The organism is Streptomyces sp. UNOC14_S4, from assembly GCF_020740835.1.
GTDB lineage: Bacteria > Actinomycetota > Actinomycetes > Streptomycetales > Streptomycetaceae > Streptomyces.
In genome coordinates this window covers 1-5,395 of sequence record NZ_JAINFC010000502.1, presented here as the reverse complement: position 1 = coordinate 5,395, position 5,395 = coordinate 1, and the positions used below count along the sequence as shown (strand labels likewise).

The 5,395-nt window shown below is 72.5% G+C and carries 6 protein-coding genes; 2 read left to right on the top strand and 4 right to left on the bottom strand.

Annotation, left to right across the window (positions count from 1 at the left end; translation table 11 throughout):
• A partial coding sequence (locus K6I34_RS30620; RefSeq protein WP_229330930.1) for a multicopper oxidase family protein occupies positions 1–829 on the top strand: 829 nt, incomplete at its 5' end.
• Positions 830–928: 99 nt separating this feature from the next.
• On the opposite strand, the gene K6I34_RS30615 is transcribed toward K6I34_RS30620, so the two are convergent.
• Positions 929–1,468: a DUF4234 domain-containing protein gene (locus tag K6I34_RS30615; RefSeq protein ID WP_229330928.1), complete on the bottom strand. Its 540-nt coding sequence runs from the start codon at positions 1,466–1,468 to the stop codon at positions 929–931.
• Between the two features lie 164 nt (positions 1,469–1,632).
• On the opposite strand from K6I34_RS30615, the gene K6I34_RS30610 reads away from it, so the two are divergent.
• A complete protein-coding gene (locus K6I34_RS30610; protein ID WP_229330926.1) occupies positions 1,633–3,390 on the top strand; it encodes an NAD+ synthase in 1,758 nt (585 codons plus the stop codon).
• Between the two features lie 147 nt (positions 3,391–3,537).
• Here the strand turns inward: K6I34_RS30610 and K6I34_RS38460 are convergent, their stop codons facing one another.
• The 3 genes from K6I34_RS38460 to K6I34_RS30600 all read right to left on the bottom strand — a co-directional run bounded on the left by K6I34_RS38460 (position 3,538) and on the right by K6I34_RS30600 (position 5,375).
• On the bottom strand, positions 3,538–3,663 hold the full coding sequence (locus K6I34_RS38460; protein WP_275127189.1) for a hypothetical protein: 126 nt from the start codon (positions 3,661–3,663) through the stop codon (positions 3,538–3,540).
• On the bottom strand, positions 3,660–3,911 hold the full coding sequence (locus tag K6I34_RS30605; RefSeq protein WP_229330924.1) for a hypothetical protein: 252 nt from the start codon (positions 3,909–3,911) through the stop codon (positions 3,660–3,662). Before K6I34_RS30605 ends, K6I34_RS38460 begins: the two co-directional genes overlap by 4 nt.
• Before the next feature lie 237 nt (positions 3,912–4,148).
• Positions 4,149–5,375 (bottom strand): MFS transporter, encoded by a 1,227-nt coding sequence (locus K6I34_RS30600; RefSeq protein ID WP_229330921.1) that lies wholly within the window; start codon positions 5,373–5,375, stop codon positions 4,149–4,151.
• Positions 5,376–5,395 lie beyond the last annotated feature (20 nt).

Below are 5,395 nucleotides of genomic sequence, written 5' to 3'. Positions count from 1 at the left end.
GCCCCGGATGATGATGGGCGCGACCAGCCCGCTCCTGGGCGGGGACGCGGGTGACGTCGCGTACCCGCACTACCTGGTCAACGGACGTACGCCCGCCGCCCCCGAGACGTTCACCGCGAAGCCGGGCGACCGCGTCCGCATCCGCTTCGTCAACGCGGGCGGTGACACGGCCTTCCGCGTGGCGCTCGGCGACCACCGGATGACGGTCACGCACACGGACGGCTTTCCCGTGGAGCACGCGGAGACGGACGCGCTGCTGCTGGGCATGGGCGAGCGGTACGACGTGCTGGTCGAGGTGAAGGACGGGACCTTCCCGCTGGTGGCACTCGCCGAGGGCAAGAAGGCCGCGGCGCTCGCCGTGCTGCGGACCGGCGGCGGCTCGGCGCCCGACGCCTCCGCGCGCCCCAAGGAGCTCGACGGCACCCTGCTCACCGCCGAGAGGCTGAAGGCCGACCGCGGTGTGCTGCTCGCGGAGCGGAAGCCCGACCGGACGCTCACATTCGCCCTCACGGGCGGCATGGCGAAGTACGACTGGGCGATCAACAAGAAGAAGTACACGCCGTCGCAGCGCTATCCGGTGGCCGCGGGCGAGCGGGTCCGGCTCGTCCTCGACAACAGGACGACGATGTGGCACCCCATGCACCTGCACGGCCACACCTTCGCGCTGCCAGGCGGCGGGCCGCGCAAGGACACCGTGATCGTCAGGCCGGGGCAGCGACTGGAGGTCGACTTCGACGCCGACAACCCGGGCCTGTGGATGGCCCATTGCCACAACGTCTACCACGCGGAGTCCGGGATGATGACGGTCCTCGGCTACCTGCGCCGGTGAACGGCCGCTGAACGACCGTGGGGCCCGTACCGGCGTTCCGGTGCGGGCCCCACGGGGGGCGGTGCGAGCGCGGCCAAGACGGCCATACCGCGGCGCCGCTCAGACGGCCAGCGGCACCTGGGTGCCGGGCGCGACGTCGCCGTAGCGCTCGACGACCTTGTTCAGCTGCGACTGGTAGTAGAGGACGTACAGGCTGCAGAAGAACATGAGGAACACCCCCAGGCCGGCGCTGCACGTGGGCTCGACACCCGCGGCGCGCTGCGCCTCACGGATGCGCTTGCCGGTGTTGTAGACCGAGACGAACGGCGGCACGATCAGGAAGACGCCCAGCGTCACCGCCAGCACCGACATGACCGGGTTGACGGGGCGACGGGGGTCGAACTGCCCCATCTCCTTGTTGACCTTGTAGTGCCAGACGATGCCGTAGATGCCCAGGGTGATCAGCGGCAGGCCGAGCCAGACGGCGATGGGGCCGCGGTGCTTCATCGCCGCGCCGTAGGCGGCGGGGCCCGGGGCGGGGTAGCCCATCGGCGCCTGCTGCGGGTAGCCGGTGGCGCCGTACGGGTTCTGCGAGGGCGCGGCCGGAGGGTAGGGGCTGTTCGGCTGGGACGGGCCCCACTGCGGCGGCTGCGTGCTCAACTGATACTCCTAACAAGGGGTGTAACGTACATATAACGTCATGACCACGGCATATGCCATGGTCAACTCGCGAAGCCTGCCACACGATCACCAACGCGCCGCGCGATCCAGCGGTGACGCCGGTCACACCAGATCGCGTCAGTCAGACGATTAAACTGGGCCTCGTGCCTCAACTTCGCCTTGCCCTGAACCAGATCGACACCTGCGTCGGCGACCTCACGGGAAACGCCGAGTCGATCGTCCGCTGGACCCGGCACTCGGCCGAGCGGGGTGCCCATCTGGCGGTCTTCCCCGAGATGGCGCTCACCGGCTACCCCGTCGAGGACCTCGCGCTGCGCTCCTCGTTCGTCGAGGCGGGCCGGGAGGCGCTGCGCGGACTCGCCGCGCGCCTCGCCGCCGAGGGCCTCGGCGAGCTGCCGGTGGTCGTCGGCTACCTGGACCGCAGCGAGGACGAACAGCCCCGGCTCGGCAGGCCCGCGGGCGCCCCGGAGAACGCCGCCGCCGTGCTGCACCGGGGCGAGGTGGCGCTCTCCTTCGCCAAGCACCACCTGCCCAACTACGGGGTCTTCGACGAGTTCCGCTACTTCGTGCCCGGCGACACGATGCCGGTGGTGCGGGTGCGCGGCGTGGACGTCGCGCTCGCCATCTGCGAGGACCTGTGGCAGGAGGGCGGCCGGGTGCCCGCCGCCCGCGCGGCCGGTGCCGGGCTGCTGGTGTCGGTCAACGCCTCCCCGTACGAGCGGGAGAAGGACGACACCCGGCTGGAGCTGGTCCGCAAGCGCGCCCAGGAGGTGGGCTGCACGACGGCGTACGTCGCGATGACCGGCGGCCAGGACGACCTGGTCTTCGACGGCGACACGATCGTCGTCGACCGCGACGGCCGGGTCCTCGCGCGGGCCCCGCAGTTCGCGGAGCACTGCACGGTGATCGACCTCGACCTCCCGGCCGCCGCGCCCGAGGCGCCGTCCGGCGTGGTGGACGACGGCCTGCGCATCGAGCACGTCACCCTCTCCGCCGACCCGCTGCCCGCCTACGAGCCGACGGCGGCCGGCACGGTGGCGGAGCGGCTGGGCGACGCGGAGGAGGTGTACCAGGCGCTGGTCACGGGCCTGCGCGCGTATGTCGTCAAGAACGGCTTCCGCAGCGTCCTGGTCGGCCTGTCCGGCGGCATCGACTCCGCGCTCGTGGCCGCGCTCGCGTGCGACGCGGTCGGCGCGGAGAACGTGTACGGCGTGGCGATGCCGTCCCGCTACTCCTCCGAGCACTCCGTCGCGGACGCCGAGGAGCTCGCCCGGCGCACCGGGCTGCACTTTCGCACCGTGCCGATCGCCCCGATGTTCGACGCCTATATGGGTGCGCTGGGGCTCACCGGCCTCGCCGAGGAGAACCTCCAGTCGCGGCTGCGCGGCACGATGCTGATGGCGATCTCCAACCAGGAGGGCCACATCGTCCTGGCCCCGGGCAACAAGTCCGAGCTGGCCTGCGGTTACTCGACGCTGTACGGCGACTCGGTGGGCGCGTACGGGCCGATCAAGGACGTCTACAAGACCTCGGTCTTCGCCCTCGCCCGCTGGCGCAACCGCGCGGCCGAGGAGCGCGGCGAGACCCCGCCGATCCCGGAGAACTCCATCACCAAGCCACCGAGCGCCGAACTGCGGCCGGGCCAGGTCGACACGGACTCCCTCCCGGACTACGCGGTCCTGGACCGCCTCCTGGAGCTCTACGTGGACCGGGACCGGGGACGGACCGAGATCATCGCGGCGGGCTTCGACGCGGAGCTGGTCGCGCGGGTGCTGCGGATGGTGGACACGGCGGAGTACAAGCGACGGCAGTACCCCCCGGGCACGAAGATCTCCGCGAAGGGTTTCGGCAAGGACCGCCGCCTGCCGATCACGAACCGCTGGCGCGAAAGCGCCCCGTAAGGGGCGCGGGGAACTGCGCGACCAGCCACAACGCGACCGGCAGCCGCGCACGCAGTGCAAGAGGCACCCCGGTGGGCGCGGGGTCTGGGGCGCAGCCCCAGCGGGGGCCTGGGGGCGAAGCCCCCAGAACCCCTTCTCCACGGTTCCCTAGTAGTGCCCCGGACCGTTCGCCTCCGGGCAGACGACCACCGACCCGTCCGGCTGGGCGATCAGCCCCTTGCCCTCGCAGTGCTGGCACGGCTGCTGCTGCGCGGCCTGCTGCTCCTCGCTCATGTCTGCTCCCCCCGCGGGATCCTGAAGACGTGTCCGCACCCTTCGTAGGTGATCCGCCCGCCGCTGAGCGTGCCCGGTTCCAGCATCACGGAGGACGGCAGCCGACCGCACGCCGGACACGTGAGGAACCCACTGCGCACGGGGATGACGACCGGTACCCCGGACGACGCCTCCAGGTGGATGCCGCCTTGCACGCAGTACTCGCGGATCTCTGATACTTGGCCTTCGGTGAGCGTCGGCTGTGTCATGGCCTGATGGGACCACTCCCCTTCCCTTCCGGTCCTGCCGCCGGTCCTTCCGGTCCGGCTGATGCTCTTCCCTCCCCGGCCTCTTGGCAGTGGAACGGCTCACCCTTTGGGGGGACGCGCCCCGGATCGTGCCCCGGCAGCCGGGGCCCTGTGCTGTGCGCCTCCCCGTCGTGCCGGACCGCGGCGCGGCCCCGGTGCGGCGCGCGCCACCGGCCCCGCGCCGCCCATGGCCGAGGGTCAGCCGACGTGCTCGGCCGCCCGCTCGGCGGGCTCGCCCGAGGCGACCACCCGGGAGACGCCTGAGGCCCCCGTGGCACCCGGGCGGTCCCGGTCCAGCAGGCCCGCGAGCACCGCGACGGCCAGGCCGACGACGGCGAGGGCCGCTCCGACCAGCGTCGGCGAGGTCCAGCCCCAGCCCGCCGCGATGGCGGCGCCGCCGAGCCAGGCGCCGCCCGCGTTGGCGAGGTTGAACGCCGAGTGGTTGGAGGCGGCGGCCAGGGTGGGGGCCTGCCGCGCCTTGTTCATGATGAGCATCTGGAGCGGCGTGGTGGTCATGAAGCCGACCGCGCCCAGCACCACGACCGTCACGAGCGCGGCCCACTTCACATGGACGGCGAAGTCGAGGACGACCAGGACGGCGGCGAGCGCGGCCAGCGACCCGTACAGCGTGGGGCGCAGCGCCCGGTCGGTGAGCGGGCCCGCGGCGAGCGCGCCGAGGGTCATGCCGAGGCCGAAGAGGGCGAGCACGACCGTCACGGAGGACTCGGCGAAGCCGGTGACCTCGGTCATCATCGAGGCCAGGTAGCTGTAGACGGCGAACACCCCGGCGAAGCCGAAGACCGCGGTGAGCAGCCCGAGGAGCACCTGCCGGTCGCCGAGGGCGCGCAGTTCCCGGCCGAGGCCCCCGCCGCTCTCGCGCGGGAGGTCCGGGACGAGGGCGGCCAGCGCGGCCATGGCGAGCAGCCCGATGCCGGTGACGACGAGGAAGGTGGCGCGCCAGCCGAGGTGCTGCCCGAGGAGGGTGGCGGCGGGCACTCCGACGATGTTGGCGACGGTGAGCCCGAGGAACATCGTGGCGACGGCACGCGCCTGCCTGCCCTCGGCCACCAGCCGGGCGGCGACGACCGCGCCGACGCCGAAGAACGCGCCGTGCGGCAGCCCCGCGAGCACCCGGGCCGCGAGGAGGGGCCCGAAGGACGGGGCGAGCGCGGAGGCCAGGTTCCCGATGGTGAAGAGCCCCATGAGCATCACCAGCATGCGCTTGCGCGGGACGCGGGAGCCGAGCGCGGCGAGCAGCGGGGCGCCGACGACCACGCCGAGCGCGTAGGCGGAGACGAGGTATCCGGCGGTGGGGACGGAGGTCCCCAGGTCGTCCGCGACGTTGGGCAGCAGGCCCATCATCACGAACTCGGTCGTTCCGATACCGAAGGCGGAGACCGCGAGGGCGAGCAGCGCCAGGGGCATGAGGGGGACACCTTTCGGGG